The sequence below is a fragment of the Burkholderia semiarida genome (assembly GCF_029268935.1).
GTDB lineage: Bacteria > Pseudomonadota > Gammaproteobacteria > Burkholderiales > Burkholderiaceae > Burkholderia > Burkholderia semiarida.
Map to the genome: position 1 here is coordinate 1,158,894 of NZ_JAHLCL010000005.1, position 17,211 is coordinate 1,176,104.

Consider the following 17,211-nt stretch of genomic DNA (forward strand, 5'->3'; position numbering starts at 1 on the left):
GCGGCTGCGGCGCCTGCCCGGCCAGGCAGGCGCCGCGCGGCTTCATTCGCCGAACAGCGTGCCGAGCGTCTCGGCCGCATTGCTGTCGATCGTGTTGTAGGTCACCGTGGTGGCCTCGAAGATATAGACGGTCGTATACCGGCCGAGGCGCTCCAGGATTTCCTCCTGCAGCGATTCCGGCACGACGTTCATGTTCAGGTACCATGCCGTGGACGACAGCCGCGTCTGGAACGACCCGTACTCCTGCATCAGTTCATAGAACGCGTCGGCATCCTGATCGCGACAGACGATCACCAAGTTTCCTGCCATTCCCTTCCTCCCGCTCGTCGGTCGATCCCCGTGGCCTGTTGACAGAGGGCCGTGCACATTGCCGCGACACGGCCGAACCGGACCCGGGGGCTAGCCCCGATCATACCTGCTTCGCCGTATCCGGCTGCTGATGCCGCACAGGGTTTGTGGCCGCATGCGGGCGGCGGGTTCACGGCCGGGCCGGATCACGGCATAATTCGGGCCTGCGTGCCGGCCGCAGGACCGCGGCCGGGCCGTTCCGTACCGCGCGCCCGCCATCCGCCCATGCGCCGGGCACGATCCCTGCGCTGCCCGCGCCGTCCCGGACGGTTGTGCCTGAAATACAGGTTGGTGTAGTGTCGTGCCGTCGCGGCCCGGCTCGACCGGCCGCGGCCGCGTGTGCGCGCACGGCGCGCCGCGCGCGCGAAATCGCCAGTCAATCGAATTACCGCGCCCGTGCGCTTTGCCATGAATCAACATCGACTGCCGGCTTCGTTCGGCCTTACCGGGGAGGGCGCCTGATGAACGTCGGATTCTTCAATCCGAACCGGACCGCCAACGCATCCGCGTGGCGTGTGCTGCCGAATCGGTGGGACTTCATCGCCTTTCCGCTGATCATCTGCCTGATCGCGATGGCGGTGGTCGGCTTCCACGAAACGATGGCGCCGATCGGCGTGCTGCAGACGCAGAAGATCTCGCTCGATCCGTCGAACCTGCCCGAATACGCGTTGCGCACCACGCTGCGGATGCTCGCCGCGATGGTCGCGTCGCTCGCGTTCACGCTCGTCTACGGCACGCTCGCGGCCAAGAGCCGCCGCGCGGGCATGGTGCTGATCCCGATCCTCGACATCCTGCAGTCGGTGCCGGTGCTCGGCTTCATTTCGTTTACGGTCACGTTCTTCCTCGCGCTGTTCCCGAGCCGCGTGCTCGGCGCCGAGCTGGCCGCGATCTTCGCGATCTTCACGAGCCAGGCGTGGAACATGACGTTCAGCTTCTACCAGTCGCTGCGCACGGTGCCGCGCGATCTGGACGAAGTGTCGCGCGGCTTCCACCTGACGTCCTGGCAGCGCTTCTGGAAGCTCGAGGTGCCGTTCTCGATGCCGGGCCTGATCTGGAACATGATGATGTCGATGTCGGGCGGCTGGTTCTTCGTCGTCGCGTCCGAGGCGATCACCGTCGGCAACCAGACGATCACGCTGCCGGGCATCGGCGCGTATCTCGCGCAGGCGATCTCGGACAAGAACTTCGGCGCGATCGGCTGGGTGATCCTGACGATGACGGTCGTGATCCTCGCGTACGACCAGTTCCTGTTCCGCCCGCTCATCGCGTGGGCCGACAAGTTCCGGATGGAGAACACCGCGTCGGGCGATGCGCCGCAATCGTGGCTGCTGGATCTCGTGCGCCGCACGCGGCTGATTCATCAGCTGCTCGTGCCGGCCGGCTGGTTCTTCGCGAAGGCCGCGCGGATTCCACTGCGCCTGCCGCTGTCGGGCGCGATGCGCTTCACGCTGCCGAAAGTCGAGAAGAAGGCGTCGCGCACGGTCGACATCGCGTGGGCCGGGCTCGTGCTGATCGGCACCGCCTATATCGTGTGGCGCGTCGTCAGCTTCGTCGCCACCGGCGTGACGATGGCCGAAGTCGGCCACGTGCTCGTGCTCGGGCTCATCACGCTGCTGCGCGTGGTCGTGCTGATCTCGATCGCGTCGGTGATCTGGGTGCCGATCGGCGTGTGGGTCGGGCTGCGCCCGAAGCTGGCCGAGAAGCTGCAGCCGCTCGCGCAGTTCCTCGCCGCGTTCCCGGCGAACCTGCTGTTCCCGGTGTTCGTGATCGTGATCGCGCGCTTCCACCTGAACGCGGACATCTGGCTGTCGCCGCTGATCGTGCTCGGCACGCAGTGGTATATCCTGTTCAACGTGATCGCCGGTGCGACGTCCTACCCGAACGACTATCGCGAAGCGGCGACCAACTTCCGCATCCGCGGCTGGCAGTGGTGGCGCCAGGCGATCCTGCCCGGCATCTTCCCGTACTACGTGACGGGCGCGATCACCGCATCGGGCGGCGCGTGGAACGCGAGCATCGTGTCCGAAGCCGTGCAGTGGGGCAGCACCCGGATCGAGGCGCACGGCCTCGGCGCCTACATCGCGCAGACCACCGCCGCCGGCGATTTTCCGAAGATTATCCTGGGCATCGCCGTGATGTCCCTGTTCGTCACCCTGTTCAACCGCCTGCTGTGGCGCCCGCTGTATGCCTTCGCCGAAGCGAAGCTGCGGCTCGACTGAGACCGATTGAGAGCGAAACGCGATGCACAATCCGAATGCTGTAAACGCCCCCGTCCAGACGTCCCAGCCGCCGCGCCCCGGTGAAGAAATCCTGCGCGTCGAGCACGTCTGCCGCGGTTTCAACAAGACACAGGGCGAGCTGCTCGTGCTCGACGACGCGAACCTGTCGCTGCGCGAAGGCGAGATCGTCGGGCTGCTCGGCCGGTCGGGTTCGGGCAAGTCGACACTGCTGCGCATCATCGCCGGGCTGATCGAGCCGACCGGCGGCGAAGTGACATACCTCGGCAAGCCGCTGCGCGGGCCGGCCGAGGGTGTCGCGATGGTGTTCCAGACCTTCGCGCTGTTCCCGTGGTTGACCGTGCTGCAGAACGTGGAAGCCGGGCTCGAAGCGCTCGGCGTCGGCGCGCGCGAGCGGCGCGAGCGTGCGCTCGCGGCGATCGACCTGATCGGACTCGACGGCTTCGAGAACGCGTACCCGCGCGAGCTGTCGGGCGGCATGCGTCAGCGCGTGGGCTTCGCGCGCGCGCTCGTCGTCGATCCGACGATCCTGCTGATGGACGAGCCGTTCTCCGCGCTCGACGTGCTGACCGCCGAGACGCTGCGTACCGATTTGCTCGATCTGTGGACGCAAGGCCGCATGCCGATCAAGTCGGTGCTGATCGTCACGCACAACATCGAGGAAGCGGTGTTCATGTGCGACCGCATTCTCGTGCTGTCGTCGAACCCGGGCCGCGTGATCGCGGAGATCAAGGTGCCGTTCAAGCACCCGCGCAATCGTCTGGATCCGGCGTTCCGCAAGCTCGTCGACGACATCTACGCGAAGATGACGGCCCGCCAGACCGGCGAGGCGACGAAGAAGGGGCTCGAGCTCGGCAGCTGGCTGCCGCAGGTGTCGACCAACCTGATGGCCGGCCTGATCGAGACGCTCGCGATGGCGCCGTACCATGGCCGCGCGGACATGCCGGAAATCGCGCGCACGCTGCACCTCGAGGTCGACGACCTGTTCCCGATCGCGGAAGTACTGCAGTACCTCGGCTTCGCGGACGTGCGCGAAGGCGACGTGTTCCTGACGCCGCCGGGGCGCGTGTTCGCGGAATTCGGCACGCAGGAACGCAAGCTGATGTTCGCCGATCACTTGCTGAAGCACGTGCCGCTCGCCGCGCGGATCAAGAAGGTGTTGAACGAGCGCCCGGGCCATCGCGCGCCGCGCGTGCGCTTCGAGCAGGAGCTCGAGGATTTCCTGTCGGACGGCGCGGCCGAGGAAACGCTCGACGCGGTGATCGACTGGGGGCGGTACGGCGAGATCTTCTCGTACAACGACCAGACCGAGATCTTCAGCCTCGAGGACGTCGAGTCCTGATGCGATCGGGGAGCTCGGTGTAACTACGCATCGCAGAATCCCAGGCGCCACGCATGATGCGCGGCGCATCGCACCGTTACTGCAAGTTCCCCCACCGATCGACTGCCGGTTCCGCCGACGCCCACTTCCAGTGCGTGCCTTGCTGGCACGCATTCGCGAAATACCAGTCGGCCTTGTCGCCGTCCTTCACCGAGAACGCGAATTCCTTGCACAGCGCGAGCGCCGACGAGTACGCGCGCGTGACGCGCACTTCGCCTTCGCCGTTTTCCAGCGGCAGCGTGTTCTTCACCTTCCACGGCTTCACTTCGCCGACGGCCAGGCTGCCGGCTGTCTTCGCGATCGCGTCCTGCTGGTTCTGATGAAGCTGCTTCATCGTGCGGTTGACGGCTTCGTCGGTCGCGGCCTGCACGGCAATCCCGACGCCCACGCCGACCGCCGGGTTCGCGGTGACGAGGCCCGTCGCCGCGCCGGCCAGCGCACCGCTCGCCGCGCCGACCGAGCCGCAGCCCGACAGCGCGAGCGTCGCCGCGCACAGCGCGCCGATCGCCGCGATACGGATCGCCACGCTCATTGCAGCGCGCCCCAGCGCTCGGTCGCCGGTTCCGCCGACGCCCATTTCCACACGGGGCCGTCGCGGCAGATGGTGGCGACGTAGAACGCCGATTGCGCGGGCTTGTCGGCCTTCGCCGGCGTATCGACCGCGAACACGATTTCCTTGCAGTCGAGCGGGCCGACGCTGATCATCCGGCTGACCGTCACGCGGCCCTGCTCGTCGTCCTCGATCGGGAACGAATGGTGCGTCGACCACGGCGCGACGCCGCCGACGTCGAGCGGGCCGGCCGCCTTCGCGATCTGTTCTTGCGTGTAGCGGTGCGCGACGCGTTGCGTGTACTGGACGCCCGCCCGTGCGCCGGCGACGGCGCCGAGGCCGATGCCGGTGGCGACGGCGGCGTTGTTGGTGACCTTGGAGGCGATCGCGGCGCCCGCGATACCGGCGCCGGCCGTCGCGCCTTCGCTGTACAGCGAATTGCAGCCGGACAGCAGTGCGGCCGCGGCGATCACGGCCAGCACGACGCGCGCCGGCGTGGCCCGGCGCGGCGATTCGAAGCGAATGTTCATCCCTGAGTGCAAGTCCTGTCTGGGTGAGCGGCGACGCATGCACGCTCCTGATGCCGCGTCATTGTTTCGCAATTGTCATGGGAAAACTGCAAAGCTTTGACAAATCGCCGTGCGGCGGGCCGCGTGCGCGCGGGCGGCGTTATTGTCGAATAGATGAACGACGAGGGGTCGAAACGTTACAAATTGAAGGTAATTGTTACCTTCGGATGCGATCGCGCGACCTAGACTGTTTTGTTATGGAATGTTTCTACGACGGCCTCGAGCCGCGCCGCATATGAGACACCCAGCCATGCGCCGTTCGAAACGGTTGTCACACCGGCCACCCGACGCGGTGGCCGGCCATCCGGAAGACCGCCCGCGTCCGCGGACCGACGCGCCATCGGCCCCGCCCGCGGGCGCGCCGGACGAGGCGCCGTCGGACGGCGATCACAACCAGGGTGGTGCTCGCCCGGAAGGGCTCGACTATCAACGCGACCTCGGTCAGGAGCAGGACGCTTGATACGGTCGTCGCCGCATTCCAGCGCCGTATTTCATTGCAATTCTCGGAACTGAGTCGCCGCGCGGCCGCCTTCGGGCCGCCGCGCCAGCTTTGGCGCGCGTCGCGCGTCAGCCATTCGAATCGAGGAGGGGAAATCGCATGAGCAGATTGATCGTGGTATCGAATCGTGTCGCCGCCGGCGAGGACACGCGCCCGAGCGCGGGCGGCCTGGCCGTCGGCGTGATGGACGCGCTGCGGGAAACGGGGGGCGTCTGGTTCGGCTGGAACGGCGAGATCGTCGGTGCGCCGGACGCCGAGCCCGCGATCCAGCGGGACGGCAACGTGACCTACGCGACGGTCGGCCTGACCCGGCGCGACTACGACCAGTACTACCGCGGCTTCTCGAACGCGACGCTGTGGCCGGTGTTCCATTACCGCGGCGATCTCGCGCGCTTCGACCGGCAGGAGTACGCCGGCTACCTGCGCGTGAACGCGATGCTCGCGAAGCAGCTCGCCGCGCTGTTGCGCCCGGATGACCTGATCTGGGTGCACGACTACCACCTGCTGCCGTTCGCGCACTGCCTGCGCGAGCTCGGCGTGAAGAACCCGATCGGCTTCTTCCTGCATATCCCGTTTCCGTCGCCCGACGTGCTGCGCCTCGTGCCGCCGCACGAGGAACTCGTCAAGTTCATGTGCGCGTACGATGTCGCGGGCTTCCAGACCGAGGCCGACAAGCAGGCCTTCACCGACTACATCGAGCGGCGCGGCATCGGCGCGGCGAGCGACGACGGGATGCTGCATGCGCACGGCCGCGTCGTGAAGGTCGCGGCCTATCCGATCGGCGTGCATCCCGACGCGATCGCGCAGGCAGCGATCCAGTACGGCGCTCGCAAGCCGGTGAAGATGCTGCGCGAGGCGCTGGGCGACCGCAAGCTGGTGATGAGCGTCGATCGCCTCGATTATTCGAAGGGGCTCGTCGAACGCTTCCAGTCGTTCGAGCGGATGCTCGCGAATGCGCCGGGCTGGCAAGGGCGCGTGTCGCTGCTGCAGATCGCGCCGCCGACGCGTTCCGACGTGCAGACCTACCAGCAGATCCGCGAGACGCTGGAAGGCGAGGCCGGCCGCATCAACGGCCGCTTCTCGCAGCTCGACTGGACGCCGATCCAGTATCTGAACCGCAAGTACGAGCGCAACCTGCTGATGGCGTTCTTCCGGATGTCGCAGGTCGGCTACGTGACGCCGCTGCGCGACGGGATGAATCTCGTCGCGAAGGAATACGTCGCGTCGCAGGATCCGGCCGATCCGGGCGTGCTCGTGCTGTCGGAGTTCGCGGGCGCGGCGGCCGAGCTGAGCGGCGCGCTGCTCGTCAATCCGTACGATCTGTCGCAGATGGCCGAGGCGCTCGAACGCGCGCTGTCGATGCCGCTCGCGGAGCGGCAGGCGCGTCACGAGGAGAACCTCGCGCGGCTGCGCGAGAACGATCTGTCGGTCTGGCGCGACACGTTCGTCGCCGACCTGCGCAGTGTCGCGGCGGCGGCGTCGGTCACGCGGCGCGCGGGCCAGCGGGCCGCGCATGCGTGAGTTCGCGCAGCGTGCGGCGAGTGACGACGAAGAAGCCGACGACGCAACCGGCCGCTTCTTCGTCGTGACGGGCGGCCCGGGTTCGGGCAAGAGCACGTTGCTCGATGCGCTCGAGCGCGCCGGGTTCGGACGTTCGCAGGAAGCCGGGCGCGGCGTGATCCGCGACCAGATGGCCGTCGACGGTCCGGCGCTGCCGTGGCGCGACCCGGCTGCGTTCGCCGAGTTGATGCTGAGCTGGGAGATGCGGTCCTACCATCTCGCGCGGCACGCGCGCGGGCCGGTGTTCTTCGACCGCGGCGTGCCGGACGTGATCGGCTACCTGAAGCTGACCGGCTTGGCGGTACCCGCGCACGCGGAAGCGGCGGCGCGGCGTTTTCGTTATCACCGGCGCGTGTTCATCGCGCCGCCGTGGCCCGACATCTATGCGCAGGACACCGAGCGCCGGCAGGATTTCGCGGAAGCGGTGCGGACCCATGACGCGATGGTCGATTGCTATACGTCGTACGGCTATCGGCTGATCGAGTTGCCGCGCGCGAGCGTGAAGGCGCGCGTGCGCTTCGTGATGGATACGCTCGACGCCGCTTGACACCCGCCGCGGGTGCGGCGCGCGACGGTGTCAGGCCGCCGGGTCCGGCGGCGGCGACGCGATGCGCAGCAGGCTGACGACCGCGGCCACCGCCGCGAACACCGTGGCGACATAGAGTGCGATCGTCGGTCCGCGATCGGGCGCGAGCCCGAAAATCAGCGCGACGAGCGCGGCGCCGAACGTCTGGCCCGTCAGGCGGGCGGTGCTCAGCATGCCGCCGGCGCCGCCGCTGCGCTCGCGCGGTGCCGACGACAGCATCGCGCGGTTGTTCGGCGACTGAAACAGCCCGAAGCCCGCGCCGCACAGCGCCATCCGCCACACGATGTCGACCGTGCCCGGGTGCGCGCCGATCGTCGCGAGCGACAGCAGCCCGGCGGCAAACAGCGCAAGCCCGATCCCGCCGAGCATGCCGGCCGAATAGCGGTCCGACAGCACGCCCGCGAGCGGCGCGGCGAACACGATCACGAGCGGCCACGGCGTCATGTAGAGGCCCGTCTCGACCTGCGAGAAGCCGAGCGAATGCTGCAGCCAGAACGGCAGCGCGACGAACGCGAGCATCTGCGACGTGAACGACGCCATCGACGTATAGATCGACAGCGCGAACATCGGGATGCGCATCAGGTCGACGGGTAGCAGCGGCGCCGGCTGCGACAACTGACGCTTCACGAAGAAGTAGCCGACCACGCCCGCGATGGCCAGTTCGGCCGCGACGTACGCATGACCTTCGCCGTGACCGAGCCCGTCGACGGCCGTGATCAGGAGGCCGAACACGCACGCGTTCATCAGCGCGCTCGGGAAGTCGTACGGCGCGTCGTGCAGCGGGTTGGCCGGCAGCGCGCGCAGGCTGCCGAGCACGGCCGCGATGCCGATCGGCACGTTGACCGCGAAGAGCCACGGCCACGACGCGAACGACAGGATCGCGGACGCGACCGTCGGCCCGATCGCCGACGACAGCGCGACCACCATCGCGTTGATCGACAGCCCGCGCCCGAGCATCGACGACGGGTAGATCATCCTCACGAGCGCCGCGTTGACGCTCATGATGCCGGCCGCGCCGAACCCCTGGATCACGCGCATCACCGCCAGCATCGGCAGCGAGCCGGCCAGCGCGCAGCCGAGCGACGCCGCGGTGAACAGCGCGAGCCCGGCGATGTAGATGCGGCGATAGCCGATGCGCTCGCCGAGCGACGCGAGCGGCAGCAGCGTGATCGTGACCGCGAGCTGGTACGCGTTGACGATCCAGATCGACGCGGCGTCGGACGCGTGCAGGTCGCGCGCGATGGTCGGCAATGCGACGTTCGCGATGGCGCCGTCGAGCACGGCGAGCGTGATGCCCAGGGCGACGCAGACGATCGCCCAGTAGCGTTGCGGAAGCGGCAGGCCGGTATCGGCGTTCATGGCGGGAGCGAGAGCAGGGTTGTCCGCGCACCCGCTTGCCGGTTGCGTGCGCAACCATGTACGCGGGGGGCGGCGATGAACGGCCCGGCCGGCGCGGCTGCACCGGGGCGGGGCCGGTCGAGTGTATCACCGGGCCGCATCGTGCGACGCCAAGCCGCGAGGTGGCCGGCTGGCGCGCGCATTCAGCCTTCGAAGTCGAGGCCGCCGAGCCGCACGAGCGGCTCGGCCTGCGTGCGCGACGCGAGATCGATGTCGCGCGCGCTTTGCCATGCGCCGAGCTTTCTTGGCAGCGCGGCGAGGTAATGCTCGAAGCGTTGCGGGCCGTCGGGTTCCATCAGCCGCTCGATCTCGTCGGTGTCCCACGTCAGTTCGAGATTCAGCGGATGCACGAAGCCGCTCACGTGCTCGTGCGGCGCGCTGCGGATCTGCACGCGCGTCGGGTGCCCGTGCCCGCCATAGGGGGCGACGTCGGCCCGCACGTGGTCGGCGAAGAACGCGGCGATCGCCTGCGCGATGCGCGGCGCGAATTCGGTATCGAAACGGCGGGCGGTTTCGGGCTGCATGAAGGCGTCTCCTGTGTGCCGAAAATCGTAGCACGGCGACGACGCGTTTCGGCGTGGGCGATACCGGTAATCGCGCGTTACCACTTGCTGCATCTATTACGGCCGCGTCCCGCCACAATGCATCGCATCCAGTACCACTTCGCGTGGGAGTCCATCATGAAAAAGATTGCCGCAGTGTGTGTCCTCGCCGGTTCGCTCGCCGTCGCGGGGCCGGCGTCCGCGCATGGCCGCGACGGCGGCGCCGTCATCGGCGCATTGATCGGCGGCGCGGTGCTCGGCGCGATCGTGACGTCCGCGATGAATCCGCCCGTCGCGTATCAGGCGCCCGTGTACCAGGCGCCGGCCTATCAGCCGCCGACGTACTACCAGGCGCCCGCATACCAGCAGCCGGCCTATCCGACCTACCAGCAGGCGCAGTACCAGGACGACGGCTCGAACTATTGCTACGACCGCTACCAGCGCGCGTACGTGTGCGGTGCGCCCGTGTCCGGCGGCTACGCGCGGCCGGCCGGCTGGTAAGCGGGCCGCGCGCGAGCGCGGTTCCGGGCCGGTCGGGCCGGCGCCCGCCGGCGTTGGCTTTGCCGGGCCGGACGACGAAAGGCCCTCGCTCGATGCGAGGGCCTTTCGTCGTTTGCGTGGCCATTCTGTGGCCGGAGTGATGCGCCGCCGCCCATCGGCGGGCCGTGCGTGGATACAAACGGTTGCAATTGAACGTCAGTGGCGATGACCGCCGCCGTCGCCGCGACCGTGTCCGCCGCCACCGCCTTCGTTCCAGTCGCCACGGCGTCCGCCGCCGCGCCACCAGCCGTTGCCGCGGTTGCCGCGGTCGCCGTCCCAGCGATGATAGTCGCGCCGGCCGCGATCCCAGTCGCGTCCGCCGCCACCGCCCCAGATGTTGACCGTGCCGTACACCGGGGACGGGGCGTACGCATAGCCGGGATCGGAATAGTAGGGCTGCCCGTAGCCGTATCCGGCGTCCGGGGCGACGACGCAGCCGGCCAGCAGGGTAGCGACGCCGGCGGCAGCAATGAGCTTGAGCATGATGTTCTCCGTTGATTCCGCTATAAGTACCGCGCTCGGGGATTGCCGGCTGTTTGCAATTGTGTCGCCAAATTACAGCTCCGTAAGGTCTTGCGACGAAAGTGTTAGCATCCGGGGCTCATTGGTTTTTCAGGAGCACATCGATGAAATTCGCGATCCGGGCCGCGCTGGCCGCCTTCTGCGTGACGACCGCCGCCGCAAGCGTGGCCGCGCCTGCCTCCGCGCCTGCCGTATCCGCCGAGTCGATCAAGATGTTTCCGCAGGCAGCGGCCGGCCAGCAGCGCGCCGTGATCGCGCTGCCCGCGCTCGAGAACGAAGGCGATGCGCGCGTCGAGCTGATGATCGGCAAGACGTTGCAGACCGACTGCAACCAGCATTGGTTCGGCGGCGAGCTGACCGCCGAGGATGTGAAGGGGTGGGGCTACACGTATTACCGGCTCACCGACGTGAAGGGGCCGGCATCGACGTTGATGGCGTGCCCGGGCCAGGCGCCGCAGCAACGGTTCGTACAGGTGCGCGGCGACGGTCAGCTGCTGCGCTACAACAGCCGCCTGCCGCTCGTCGTCTATGTGCCGGACGGCTTCGACGTGCGCTATCGCGTGTGGCATGCGTCGAAGGACGTGCAGCAGGCTGCGAAGCAGTAACCTTTCTTTCGGCGGTGTCCTGCCGCTATCTATGCACCGGCCGCGCTGCTCGTGCCGACGAGCGCCGGCCATGCGGCCAGCGCGGCCTGCGCGACGGCCTCCAGATCGCGGCGGCTCGCGCCGTCGCGCGCCTGGATCGACATGCCTTGCTGAACCGTCACGTAGTAGCGGGCGATTGCGTCGAGGTTCGCGTGCGTTGATATTTCGCCTGCCGCGACGCCTTGCACGAAGCGTTCCCGCAGCGCGTCGACCGTGCCCTCGCGCATCGCGATCAGCGTTTGCCGGACCATATCGGAACGTTCGGCCGGATGCAGCGCCGACAGCACGATCAGGCAGCCGGCCGGCTTCGAGCGCCGCGTGAACACGCGTGCCGTATCCATCAGGTAGCTGCGCACGGCCTCGTACGCGCTGGCCGCCCGTTCGACGCCGCCCCAGATTTCCCGCCCCTCGGTTGCGCGGTAATGCTCGAGCGCTTGCCGGAACAACGCTTCCTTGCTGCCGAAGGCCGCATACAGGCTCGGCGACGCGATGCCCATCGCGGCCGTCAGGTCCGTCATCGACGCCCCTTCGTAGCCGAGACGCCAGAACACCTCCATCGCGCGATCCAGCGCCGCTTCCTTGTCGAAGCTTCTCGGTCGGCCTCGTTCAGCCATTGTGTCCGTTCCTTCGTCGATATCTGTATCGATCGATAAAATAAATCAATTGACTGCGCGGTGCAACGTGCCACATTCTGTGTCGGTCATTACATAAATTGGGAAAGGAACCGACATGAATCGACTTCAAGGCAAGCGTGCACTCATCACGGGCGGCAGCCGCGGCATCGGCGCGGCGATCGCGAAACGGCTGGCGGCCGATGGCGCGGACGTGGCGATCACGTATGAAAAATCCGCCGAACGGGCGCAGGCCGTGGTCGCCGGCATCGAGGCGCTGGGCCGCAAGGCCATTGCGATCCAGGCCGACAGCGCCGATCCGGTTGCCGTGCGCGACGCGGTCGATCGTGCGGCGCAGGCGTTGGGCGGCCTCGACATTCTTGTCAACAACGCGGGGATTTTCCGGGCCGGCGCGCTGGACGACCTCACGCTCGACGATATCGACGCGACGCTGAACGTGAACGTGCGCGCGGTGATCGTCGCGTCGCAGGCGGCGGCGCGGCATCTCGGGGAGGGCGGGCGCATCGTATCGACCGGCAGTTGCCTCGCGACGCGCGTGCCCGATGCCGGGATGAGCCTTTATGCGGCGAGCAAGGCCGCGTTGATCGGCTGGACGCAGGGGCTCGCGCGTGATCTCGGCTCGCGCGGCATCACGGTCAACGTCGTGCATCCGGGGTCGACCGATACCGACATGAACCCGGCCGACGGCGAGCATGCCGATGCGCAGCGTGCGCGGATGGCGATTCAGCAGTACGGCAAGGCCGACGACGTGGCCGCGCTCGTGGCGTTCGTCGTCGGGCCGGAAGGGCGGTCGATCAACGGGACGGGGCTGACGATCGACGGCGGCGCGAACGCGTAAAGGCCGATGCCCGGCGTGAGTTGGCCGGGTGGGAGGCGTGTGTTCGTGTGCCCGTTACTGGCAGCCGAGGCGCTGGTGCTCGGCTTCCAGGTCGGCTCGTTTGTCGTAGGCGCGCAGTTCGTTGCGCGGCTTGCCGTCCGGGCCTGTTCCTCGCACGACCTTCTGGCCGCGGTCGGGCGAATGCGTGACCGCGTCGATGCCGGCGGCGAGTTCCCGGCAGCGGGCGTCGGGGGAGGTGCTTTCCGGGTGCGGGGCTGCCGAAGCCGTGACGTTGGCGATGCCGGGGCTGACGTAGCGCTGTTTGGCGGGAGCCGAGCCGGTGTCGGCGGCGTTTGCCGCGGCGGTCATCGCTGAAAGCGCGGCGAGCGCCGCGATCGTTCGAATCATTCGAGAATTCCTTGTGTTGAACCGAAGAAGGTTCGGAATTCTACGCAACGTTCGGTGCATGTCCGCGGCGAACGGGCGAGGTGCGATCGTGTGTCGCACGTCGTGGCGAGCGCTCGATTGCACCATCTTCGTGTACCGCGCCGCGCGCGCAAGCAATATTCCCCAGACAGCAAAAAGCCCGCTTGCTTTCGCAAAGCGGGCTTCGGTATTTGGTTGCGGGGGTAGGATTTGAACCTACGACCTTCGGGTTATGAGCCCGACGAGCTGCCAGACTGCTCCACCCCGCGGCGCGAAGTGTACTTGGGTCGGTGCGCGGAGTCAAACGATTCGTGCAAAGACGGGCTGATGTCATATCGGGCCTGTTCCTTGAAACCCCTGCCACGCAGGGAAGCCGATGCGTGCAGCCGCAAATTTTTTACGTTCGCCACAATATTCGCGCGCCTGAAACGTCTTCAGACGCATGGAACCGCCACCCACTTCGCAATCGATGACCGACCCAGACCGCGACATCACTGCGACAGTGATGCGTGAACGAACGAGGCTAGGGAACTTCATTCGGCGCCGGATCCGCGACCCGGACGACGCCGAGGACGTTCTGCAGGATGTGCTTCACGAATTCGTGCAGGCTTATCGGCTTCCGGCGCCGATCGAACAGGCGAGCGCGTGGCTGTTCCGTACCGCGCGCAACCGCATCATTGATCGTTTCCGCAAGAAGAAGGAGCAGCCGCTGACCGATCTACTCGATGCCGACGACGAAGCGGATAGCGAGTATCGCCTGGATCTCGCGCTACCGGCACACGATGCCGGCCCTGAAGCGCTCTACGCTCGCACGCTGCTGCTCAAGGCGTTGCAGGATGCGCTCGACGAGTTGCCGGCGAATCAGCGCGAGGTTTTCATCGCACACGAACTGGAAGGGCTGTCCTTCAAGGAGCTGGCCGCGCAGAGCGGCGTCACGCTCAATACGCTGCTCGCGCGCAAACGCTACGCGGTCCTGCATCTGCGTGCTCGACTGCAACCCATTTATGACGAACTGGATATCTAGAGGAGTCGACGGATGAATTTTCGAATCAGATGTGCGGGCAAGGCGCTGCTCGTGGTGGTCGCCATCGGCGTGCTCGGATGGGTCGTCATGATGCTGTGGAACTGGGTGATGCCGGGGTTATTCGTCGGCGCCCGGACGATCGACTTCGCCCATGCGCTGGGCCTGCTCGTGTTGAGCCGCATCCTGTTCGGCGGATTCCGCGGACACCGCGGCTGGCACGGCCGGCGCCACTGGCGCAAGTGGGAAGCCATGACGCCCGAAGAACGCGAGCAATTCCGGGCCGCATGGCGGTCGCGTGGCAAGCGGCCTACCGAGGAGTGAACATGCGCGAGAAATCAACGGCCGACTGCAAGCAGAAGGCGGGCGTGATTGCGCCTGTCGTCGATCTGAAACGTTGTGAAGGCAAGGGCGATTGCGTCGCCGTCTGCCCTGAAAACGTGTTCGAGGTCCGGCGCATCGATCAGGCCGATTATCTCGATCTTGGCCTGATGCATCGCTTGAAGCTGCGCGTGCACGGAATGAAAGTCGCGTACACGCCGAATGCGGACGCGTGCAGATCATGCGGGCTTTGTGTGACGGCGTGCCCTGAACGGGCGATCACGCTTGCCCGACGGGCATAGCATCGCTCGTGCTTGCCGACGATCGAACGGCAGCGCAGGGAGCCTGACGGCGGACTGGCAGTCGATGGATACGCCGTCTACGTCATCAACTTCGTGAAGGAATGGACTTGGCTTCGACCACCAACGCTCTTTTGCAACGGCTTCATGAAGAAAGCCGGAGCGAAATCATCGCCCGCGCACGCGCGCAGTTCCAGGGGCCGAACGAGGCGTTTCCGACGCTCGTCGACGAATACGAAGCGCTCGCCCCGAGGTTGCGAGGACGGTTTCTCGAAACGTTCGGCCTGTTCACCGAGGATTTCGAATCATCGGGAGGCAGTGCGCTATCGTTGGCCGTGTCGGCGGAAACGGGAAGGTTTTTGCGCAACATGGTGCTGTCGCAACGGCCGAGCAGAATCCTCGAGCTGGGCAGTTCCTGCGGCGTGTCGACGCTGTATTTCGCCGATGCGCTGCGCACGCTGGGCCGTGGCGTGGTCATTGCAACCGAATGCGATGCGCTCAAGTGTGCGCGTTTGCGGGCTCATGTCGAAGCGGCGGGCCTGGATGCCTATGTCGACGTGCGGGAGGGCGATGTATTCGAGACGGTTGCCGAGCTGGAAGGGGGCGTCGACATGGTGTTTATCGACGTATGGGCAGACGCGTACTTGACGCTGTTCAGACAGATCGAGCGCTTGCTGCGGCCCGGAACGGTCGTGCTGGCCGACAACATGTACACGGCCGAGGAAGCCGTTCGACCGTACAAGCACTACCTCGACGAGGATCCGCGGTTTTCGACCACGACGCTGGATTTTGAGTCGGGGGTGGAGTTTACGGTCGTTGTGGCTTGAGGGAAGTTTCTTGCGAAGCCGGGGCAGTATCGGCTTGGCTGGTCCCGACAGAATTCATGCTTCCAATATGACATTGGATTTTGTGGGTGTCTTTTGGATTTGTGCCCCCAAAAATGCCCCGAATGGTGCAGTGCTAAATCGGGGAGCGATGTTCCGAGTATTCAGATGGTCGGCAAGCCTGTACGCCTTCTGGACGGTTCAAGACCAAGAGCCTCGGCCTCGGTGCGATTCCACTATATGAAAAGTCTCGTCGAGACTCTGCTTGGTACCTCCGTGGCGACCCAACGGTCGTGCTCACATGAGGCGGTCGTTACGCTGCTGGTCACGGATCTTGGCGCACTAAAGTGCAAGAGCACTCGCGCCGACGAGCCCTGCAAGCGACGTCAGTGCGCGGCATTAGGTAGGCATTAGGTAGGTAGGCCCTACGTGGGTTCATTCCGGCCAGGCGTGCTACTATGGTCGTTGGGTATTCACACATCCGTTGGAGATCGTGATGGGCAACTTTTTGAAAGGTGCGCGAGCCTTGCTTTCCGCAAAGCAAGGGAACGAGCGTATGCAAAAAGGGGCGCAACAGATGCTTGATGGCATGTTGAAGGCCCGCGCGGAATTTGAAGACAAAAAAAAGGAAATTGAGAATGAAATCCGGCGCGGAGCAAAACGCACCAACCACAAACTACCTCTTTGACTTCATCTACCTCGATCGAAACAAACTAGGATCGTATTACGCGCAACTGTTTGATGACGGGGTGCTTTCGTCCGTTAAGCGCACGGCTTCGACTCAAGATCTATCGGCAAGATCGCTCGGTGTTGGTGCCCCCAAACTTCTTCTGGGCGGCGAAGCAAGGAGTTCCGAAACTGCATCGAACGGAATCGAGACTCAGTTTGATGCCTCGTGGACAATCCCCATTGAAGTAATCAATGAGCTTGATTCGAGAGGGTTCATTGCGAAGAACATTTCGACTGCTCAATTGGGGCAGCTAGTATTGCTTCGCGGTCGTCTTCAAATCATCGATCTCCGAATGGTGCAGGAACTCTGGGAGCCGATTATTGCTGCGCAGACTGAAGAGGCAAAGTCATCTGCGAAGACGGCTCTTGAACGAAAAACAGCGGCGACCGAGGCGGCAACCAATAAGCAGATGATCAAGGTCATTTCCAAGCTTCCGCATACGATGCAAATGCGGCTCTTCAATGACGAATACCAAGCTTGGTCTACACTGAGCCCTTCATCGCTAACGATCAATGCGGAAGACCTTGCGTTTAAGCATGGCGCGAGCATGCCGGGCGAATGGTGGACTTTAGCTTTGCTTGACGCAAGGCCCGCAGATGACGACAATTTTGCGGTTCCTGATGCGTTGAGTGACATCGAGAGCGGGATGCTACAGATGCTGATCGGCCTTCGAGTATTTTTTGGGCGCCAGTCGCGAGATTATGGCGTCACACCTGTTGCCGTTTTTCGCTCTGTCTCACCGCAAGCGTCCTTAGTGTAGTGCCA

General features: G+C 65.7%; 22 protein-coding genes and 1 tRNA gene. 14 read left to right on the forward strand and 9 right to left on the reverse strand.

Translation table 11 applies throughout. The annotated features are described in order from the left end of the window. Positions 1-42: 42 nt before the first annotated feature. Positions 43-309 carry a double-stranded DNA-specific endonuclease gene (locus KPB06_RS12060; RefSeq protein ID WP_011545926.1) on the reverse strand — a complete coding sequence of 89 codons (267 nt, stop codon included), beginning with the start codon at positions 307-309 and terminating at the stop codon, positions 43-45. 500 nt (positions 310-809) lie between these two features. Between KPB06_RS12060 and KPB06_RS12065 the strand changes: the two genes are divergently transcribed. Both KPB06_RS12065 and KPB06_RS12070 read left to right on the forward strand, forming a co-directional pair. After that, positions 810-2,567, forward strand: coding sequence for an ABC transporter permease (locus KPB06_RS12065; protein ID WP_027813839.1), 1,758 nt, complete (start codon positions 810-812; stop codon positions 2,565-2,567). Between the two features lie 22 nt (positions 2,568-2,589). Next, positions 2,590-3,927: an ABC transporter ATP-binding protein gene (locus KPB06_RS12070; RefSeq protein ID WP_059576606.1), complete on the forward strand. Its 1,338-nt coding sequence runs from the start codon at positions 2,590-2,592 to the stop codon at positions 3,925-3,927. A 76-nt stretch (positions 3,928-4,003) separates the two neighbouring features. Here KPB06_RS12070 and KPB06_RS12075 read toward each other — a convergent pair whose 3' ends face one another. Further along, on the reverse strand, positions 4,004-4,498 hold the full coding sequence (locus KPB06_RS12075) for a hypothetical protein (protein WP_059576585.1): 495 nt from the start codon (positions 4,496-4,498) through the stop codon (positions 4,004-4,006). Next, positions 4,495-5,046 carry a hypothetical protein gene (locus tag KPB06_RS12080; protein WP_059646366.1) on the reverse strand — a complete coding sequence of 184 codons (552 nt, stop codon included), beginning with the start codon at positions 5,044-5,046 and terminating at the stop codon, positions 4,495-4,497. Before KPB06_RS12080 ends, KPB06_RS12075 begins: the two co-directional genes overlap by 4 nt. Positions 5,047-5,335: 289 nt before the next feature. Here KPB06_RS12080 and KPB06_RS12085 point away from each other — a divergent pair, with 289 nt between their 5' ends. From KPB06_RS12085 to KPB06_RS12095, 3 genes are all read left to right on the forward strand, one after another. After that, positions 5,336-5,545: a hypothetical protein gene (locus KPB06_RS12085; RefSeq protein WP_124659347.1), complete on the forward strand. Its 210-nt coding sequence runs from the start codon at positions 5,336-5,338 to the stop codon at positions 5,543-5,545. A gap of 138 nt (positions 5,546-5,683) precedes the next feature. Beyond that, positions 5,684-7,105: an alpha,alpha-trehalose-phosphate synthase (UDP-forming) gene (gene otsA / locus KPB06_RS12090; protein ID WP_275905607.1), complete on the forward strand. Its 1,422-nt coding sequence runs from the start codon at positions 5,684-5,686 to the stop codon at positions 7,103-7,105. After that, positions 7,098-7,691 carry an AAA family ATPase gene (locus KPB06_RS12095; protein WP_275905608.1) on the forward strand — a complete coding sequence of 198 codons (594 nt, stop codon included), beginning with the start codon at positions 7,098-7,100 and terminating at the stop codon, positions 7,689-7,691. The genes otsA and KPB06_RS12095 overlap by 8 nt, the downstream gene beginning before the upstream one ends. Before the next feature lie 30 nt (positions 7,692-7,721). On the opposite strand, the gene KPB06_RS12100 is transcribed toward KPB06_RS12095, so the two are convergent. Together KPB06_RS12100 and KPB06_RS12105 are read right to left on the reverse strand one after the other, a co-directional pair. Continuing rightward, positions 7,722-9,089 (reverse strand): MFS transporter, encoded by a 1,368-nt coding sequence (locus tag KPB06_RS12100; RefSeq protein ID WP_059576575.1) that lies wholly within the window; start codon positions 9,087-9,089, stop codon positions 7,722-7,724. Between the two features lie 182 nt (positions 9,090-9,271). Further along, the gene (locus KPB06_RS12105) at positions 9,272-9,652 is read right to left on the reverse strand and encodes a DUF5594 family protein (RefSeq protein WP_275905609.1); all 381 of its coding nucleotides are present in this window, start codon (positions 9,650-9,652) and stop codon (positions 9,272-9,274) included. Between the two features lie 117 nt (positions 9,653-9,769). Between KPB06_RS12105 and KPB06_RS12110 the strand changes: the two genes are divergently transcribed. Beyond that, positions 9,770-10,171, forward strand: a complete 402-nt coding sequence (locus KPB06_RS12110; protein ID WP_059576569.1) for a hypothetical protein — start codon at positions 9,770-9,772, stop codon at positions 10,169-10,171. Positions 10,172-10,366: 195 nt separating this feature from the next. On the opposite strand, the gene KPB06_RS12115 is transcribed toward KPB06_RS12110, so the two are convergent. Further along, the gene (locus KPB06_RS12115; RefSeq protein WP_059576567.1) at positions 10,367-10,693 is read right to left on the reverse strand and encodes a hypothetical protein; all 327 of its coding nucleotides are present in this window, start codon (positions 10,691-10,693) and stop codon (positions 10,367-10,369) included. A gap of 143 nt (positions 10,694-10,836) precedes the next feature. Here KPB06_RS12115 and eco point away from each other — a divergent pair, with 143 nt between their 5' ends. Continuing rightward, on the forward strand, positions 10,837-11,337 hold the full coding sequence (gene eco / locus KPB06_RS12120) for a serine protease inhibitor ecotin (protein WP_059576564.1): 501 nt from the start codon (positions 10,837-10,839) through the stop codon (positions 11,335-11,337). A 29-nt stretch (positions 11,338-11,366) separates the two neighbouring features. On the opposite strand, the gene KPB06_RS12125 is transcribed toward eco, so the two are convergent. Then, entirely contained in the window at positions 11,367-11,990 is a 624-nt protein-coding gene (locus KPB06_RS12125) for a TetR/AcrR family transcriptional regulator (protein WP_059576561.1), read from the reverse strand. Between the two features lie 115 nt (positions 11,991-12,105). Between KPB06_RS12125 and KPB06_RS12130 the strand changes: the two genes are divergently transcribed. Continuing rightward, on the forward strand, positions 12,106-12,846 hold the full coding sequence (locus tag KPB06_RS12130) for an SDR family NAD(P)-dependent oxidoreductase (protein WP_059576558.1): 741 nt from the start codon (positions 12,106-12,108) through the stop codon (positions 12,844-12,846). A gap of 54 nt (positions 12,847-12,900) precedes the next feature. On the opposite strand, the gene KPB06_RS12135 is transcribed toward KPB06_RS12130, so the two are convergent. Both KPB06_RS12135 and KPB06_RS12140 read right to left on the reverse strand, forming a co-directional pair. Next, positions 12,901-13,233, reverse strand: coding sequence for a hypothetical protein (locus KPB06_RS12135; protein ID WP_059576556.1), 333 nt, complete (start codon positions 13,231-13,233; stop codon positions 12,901-12,903). A 210-nt stretch (positions 13,234-13,443) separates the two neighbouring features. Continuing rightward, positions 13,444-13,520 (reverse strand) — tRNA-Met (locus KPB06_RS12140). A gap of 173 nt (positions 13,521-13,693) precedes the next feature. Between KPB06_RS12140 and KPB06_RS12145 the strand changes: the two genes are divergently transcribed. The 6 genes from KPB06_RS12145 to KPB06_RS12170 all read left to right on the forward strand — a co-directional run bounded on the left by KPB06_RS12145 (position 13,694) and on the right by KPB06_RS12170 (position 17,206). Further along, positions 13,694-14,275: an RNA polymerase sigma factor gene (locus KPB06_RS12145; protein ID WP_081066493.1), complete on the forward strand. Its 582-nt coding sequence runs from the start codon at positions 13,694-13,696 to the stop codon at positions 14,273-14,275. A gap of 12 nt (positions 14,276-14,287) precedes the next feature. Continuing rightward, on the forward strand, positions 14,288-14,596 hold the full coding sequence (locus KPB06_RS12150; protein WP_059576549.1) for a hypothetical protein: 309 nt from the start codon (positions 14,288-14,290) through the stop codon (positions 14,594-14,596). Between the two features lie 2 nt (positions 14,597-14,598). Then, on the forward strand, positions 14,599-14,895 hold the full coding sequence (locus KPB06_RS12155) for a 4Fe-4S dicluster domain-containing protein (protein WP_081066492.1): 297 nt from the start codon (positions 14,599-14,601) through the stop codon (positions 14,893-14,895). 101 nt (positions 14,896-14,996) lie between these two features. Further along, on the forward strand, positions 14,997-15,719 hold the full coding sequence (locus KPB06_RS12160) for an O-methyltransferase (RefSeq protein ID WP_373453010.1): 723 nt from the start codon (positions 14,997-14,999) through the stop codon (positions 15,717-15,719). Between the two features lie 493 nt (positions 15,720-16,212). Continuing rightward, entirely contained in the window at positions 16,213-16,404 is a 192-nt protein-coding gene (locus KPB06_RS12165) for a hypothetical protein (protein ID WP_143328717.1), read from the forward strand. Beyond that, positions 16,355-17,206: a DUF6414 family protein gene (locus KPB06_RS12170; protein ID WP_143328716.1), complete on the forward strand. Its 852-nt coding sequence runs from the start codon at positions 16,355-16,357 to the stop codon at positions 17,204-17,206. Before KPB06_RS12165 ends, KPB06_RS12170 begins: the two co-directional genes overlap by 50 nt. Positions 17,207-17,211: the final 5 nt, after the last annotated feature.

What these genes read in the sequence shown, in the direction of transcription:
- KPB06_RS12060 (WP_011545926.1), bottom strand. Translation starts at nt 309, where the DNA reads ATGGCAGGAAACTTGGTGATCGTCTGTCGCGATCAGGATGCCGACGCG.
- KPB06_RS12065 (WP_027813839.1), top strand. Translation starts at nt 810, where the DNA reads ATGAACGTCGGATTCTTCAATCCGAACCGGACCGCCAACGCATCCGCG.
- KPB06_RS12070 (WP_059576606.1), top strand. Translation starts at nt 2,590, where the DNA reads ATGCACAATCCGAATGCTGTAAACGCCCCCGTCCAGACGTCCCAGCCG.
- KPB06_RS12075 (WP_059576585.1), bottom strand. Translation starts at nt 4,498, where the DNA reads ATGAGCGTGGCGATCCGTATCGCGGCGATCGGCGCGCTGTGCGCGGCG.
- KPB06_RS12080 (WP_059646366.1), bottom strand. Translation starts at nt 5,046, where the DNA reads ATGAACATTCGCTTCGAATCGCCGCGCCGGGCCACGCCGGCGCGCGTC.
- KPB06_RS12085 (WP_124659347.1), top strand. Translation starts at nt 5,336, where the DNA reads ATGCGCCGTTCGAAACGGTTGTCACACCGGCCACCCGACGCGGTGGCC.
- otsA (WP_275905607.1), top strand. Translation starts at nt 5,684, where the DNA reads ATGAGCAGATTGATCGTGGTATCGAATCGTGTCGCCGCCGGCGAGGAC.
- KPB06_RS12095 (WP_275905608.1), top strand. Translation starts at nt 7,098, where the DNA reads ATGCGTGAGTTCGCGCAGCGTGCGGCGAGTGACGACGAAGAAGCCGAC.
- KPB06_RS12100 (WP_059576575.1), bottom strand. Translation starts at nt 9,089, where the DNA reads ATGAACGCCGATACCGGCCTGCCGCTTCCGCAACGCTACTGGGCGATC.
- KPB06_RS12105 (WP_275905609.1), bottom strand. Translation starts at nt 9,652, where the DNA reads ATGCAGCCCGAAACCGCCCGCCGTTTCGATACCGAATTCGCGCCGCGC.
- KPB06_RS12110 (WP_059576569.1), top strand. Translation starts at nt 9,770, where the DNA reads ATGCATCGCATCCAGTACCACTTCGCGTGGGAGTCCATCATGAAAAAG.
- KPB06_RS12115 (WP_059576567.1), bottom strand. Translation starts at nt 10,693, where the DNA reads ATGCTCAAGCTCATTGCTGCCGCCGGCGTCGCTACCCTGCTGGCCGGC.
- eco (WP_059576564.1), top strand. Translation starts at nt 10,837, where the DNA reads ATGAAATTCGCGATCCGGGCCGCGCTGGCCGCCTTCTGCGTGACGACC.
- KPB06_RS12125 (WP_059576561.1), bottom strand. Translation starts at nt 11,990, where the DNA reads ATGGCTGAACGAGGCCGACCGAGAAGCTTCGACAAGGAAGCGGCGCTG.
- KPB06_RS12130 (WP_059576558.1), top strand. Translation starts at nt 12,106, where the DNA reads ATGAATCGACTTCAAGGCAAGCGTGCACTCATCACGGGCGGCAGCCGC.
- KPB06_RS12135 (WP_059576556.1), bottom strand. Translation starts at nt 13,233, where the DNA reads ATGATTCGAACGATCGCGGCGCTCGCCGCGCTTTCAGCGATGACCGCC.
- KPB06_RS12145 (WP_081066493.1), top strand. Translation starts at nt 13,694, where the DNA reads ATGGAACCGCCACCCACTTCGCAATCGATGACCGACCCAGACCGCGAC.
- KPB06_RS12150 (WP_059576549.1), top strand. Translation starts at nt 14,288, where the DNA reads ATGAATTTTCGAATCAGATGTGCGGGCAAGGCGCTGCTCGTGGTGGTC.
- KPB06_RS12155 (WP_081066492.1), top strand. Translation starts at nt 14,599, where the DNA reads ATGCGCGAGAAATCAACGGCCGACTGCAAGCAGAAGGCGGGCGTGATT.
- KPB06_RS12160 (WP_373453010.1), top strand. Translation starts at nt 14,997, where the DNA reads ATGGACTTGGCTTCGACCACCAACGCTCTTTTGCAACGGCTTCATGAA.
- KPB06_RS12165 (WP_143328717.1), top strand. Translation starts at nt 16,213, where the DNA reads ATGGGCAACTTTTTGAAAGGTGCGCGAGCCTTGCTTTCCGCAAAGCAA.
- KPB06_RS12170 (WP_143328716.1), top strand. Translation starts at nt 16,355, where the DNA reads ATGAAATCCGGCGCGGAGCAAAACGCACCAACCACAAACTACCTCTTT.